3 protein-coding genes are annotated in these 2380 nt (G+C 72.8%); all 3 read right to left on the reverse strand.

Annotation, left to right across the window (positions count from 1 at the left end; genetic code table 11):
* Positions 1 to 435 (reverse strand): arginine repressor (locus AC2VON_RS16100; RefSeq protein ID WP_486953854.1); only part of this gene is annotated, 435 nt, incomplete at its 3' end.
* 48 nt (positions 436 to 483) lie between these two features.
* Entirely contained in the window at positions 484 to 1407 is a 924-nt protein-coding gene (gene argF, locus AC2VON_RS16105; RefSeq protein ID WP_486953855.1) for an ornithine carbamoyltransferase, read from the reverse strand.
* The coding region (locus AC2VON_RS16110) for an acetylornithine transaminase (RefSeq protein WP_486953856.1) at positions 1404 to 2380 on the reverse strand (977 nt) is incomplete at its 5' end. The genes argF and AC2VON_RS16110, both read right to left, overlap by 4 nt.

Raw genomic sequence — 2380 nt, forward strand, 5'->3', positions numbered from 1 at the left:
CACGAAGACGGTGTCGTCGCCCGCGATGGTGCCGACGACGTACGGTAGCGCCGCGCGATCGATCGCGCTGGCCAAATAGTCCGCCGCGCCGGGCGGGGTGCGCAGCACCGCGAGGTTCCCGCTGGCGTCCGCGGACACCAGCAGGTCGCTCAGCAGCCGCGACAGCCGCGCCGTGCCGCCGGCCACCCCGCGCACCGGGCTGCCGTCCTCGGGAACGATGTAGACCCCGACGCCGCCGTCGGCGCCGCGCAGCTTGACCGCGCCCAGTTCCTCGAGGTCCCGCGACAGCGTGGCCTGCGTGACGTCGATGCCCTCGCCGGCCAGCCGCGCCGCCAGCTCGCTCTGGCTGCGCACCGGCGAGGACGACAGGATCGCCACGATCCGGGCCTGCCGTCCGGCCCGGGTGGTCTCCGGTGTCGCCTTGGACCTAGTCAACGGCGCCACTCCTCCTCATCGCTTCGCTCTGCATCGTCGCCGGCGCGGTCATGAGCGCCGCTCCAGCAGCCACACCAGCAGCGCCTTCTGGGCGTGCAGCCGGTTCTCGGCCTCGTCCCAGACGGCGCTGGCCGGGCCGTCCATCACCTCGTCGGTGATCTCCTCACCGCGGTGGGCCGGAAGGCAGTGCAGCACGATGGCTTCGGGGTCGGCCAGGCTCAGCAGTCGCTGGTTGAGCCGATAGGGGCGGAACGGGCCCACGCGGTCCAGCCCGTCGGCCTCCTGCCCCATCGACGTCCAGGTGTCGGTGACCAGGACGTCGGCGCCGGAGGCGGCCGCCTCGGCGTCGGTGTTGACGGTCACCGACGCGCCGGTGGCCTGCGCCCGGTTGTGGGCCGCCGACAACACATCCCGGTCCGGGACGAAGCCGTCCGGGGCAGCGATGGTGACGTGGATGCCCGCGGTGACCCCGCCCAGCATCAGCGAGTGGGCCATGTTGTTGGCGCCGTCGCCGAAGTAGGACAGCCGCAGCCCGCGCAGCGTTCCCTTGCGTTCGGCGATGGTCTGCAGGTCGGCCAGCACCTGGCAGGGGTGGAACTCGTCGGAGAGCGCGTTGACCACCGGCACCGTCGCGGTCGAGGCCATGGCCTCCAGGCGCTCCTGACCGAACGTGCGCCAGACGATCGCTTCGACATAGCGCGACAACACGTTCGCGGTGTCCTGCAGGGTCTCGTCGCGGCCCAGTTGGGTGGCGTGGCTGTCGACGACGACCGCGTGGCCGCCGAGCTGGGCTATGCCGAGCTCGAACGAGAACCGGGTGCGCGTGGAGTTCTTGTCGAAGATGACGGCGACGCCGCGCGGGCCCTCCAGCGGACGGCGGCTGAACGGATCCTTCTTGAGTTCGGCTGCCAGCGTGAGGATCTCGGCCTGCTCTTGGGGCGACAGGTCGTCGTCGCGCAGGAAGTGTCTCATGCCGGCGTCCCCGCCGCGTCGAGGATGCCCGGCAGCGCGGCGACGAAGCTGTCCGCCTGGGCTTCGGTGATGATCAGCGGCGGCGCCAGCCGCAGCACGTCGGGCGCCGGGGCGTTGATGAGGAACCCGGCCTCGCGGGCGGCGGCCTCGGCCTCCTTGGCGCGCGGCGCGCTCAGCGCGACGCCCAGCAGCAGTCCGCGGCCGCGCACGTGGTCGATCAGCGGGTGCCCGAGCGCCTCGATGCCATGGCGCAGCGACTTGCCCATCATCTCGGCGTGCCGGACCAGTTCCTCGTCCCTGAGCACCCGCACCACCGCCAGCGCCGCCGCGGTGCAGACCGGGTTGCCGCCGAAGGTGCTGCCGTGCAGCCCCGGCGTCAGCAGGTCGGCGGCCGGTCCGACGGCCAGGCACGCGCCGATGGGCAGGCCGCCGCCGAGCCCTTTGGCCAGCGTCACCACGTCGGGGGTGATGCCGTCGTGCTGGTGGGCGAAAAACGCCCCGGTACGGCCCATTCCGGTCTGCACCTCGTCGATGGCCAGCAGCGCGCCGTGCCGCGCGGTGATCTCGCGCGCGGCGGGCAAATAGCCGGCGGGCGGGACGACGACGCCGCCCTCCCCCATGATCGGTTCGAGGAACACCGCGGCCGTGGCGTCGTCGACCGCGGCGGCCAGCGCCTCGGCGTCCCCGTAGGGCACGTGGGTGACGTGGCCGGGCAGGGGCTCGAACGGCGCCTGCTTGCTCGGCTGGCCCGTCAGAGCCAGCGCCCCCATCGTCCGGCCGTGGAACCCGCCTTGTGCGGCAACGATTTTGGTGCGCCCGGTGAGCCGGGACAGCTTGAAGGCCGCCTCGTTGGCCTCGGCGCCGGAGTTGCAGAAGAACACCCGGGCCGGCGCGGGCGCGTCGAGCAGGGCGACCAGTTCCTCGGCGAGCGCGATGCCGGGTTCGGTGGCGTAGAGGTTCGAGGTGTGGCCCA

It is taken from the genome of Mycobacterium sp. TH-M82 (assembly GCF_057473605.1).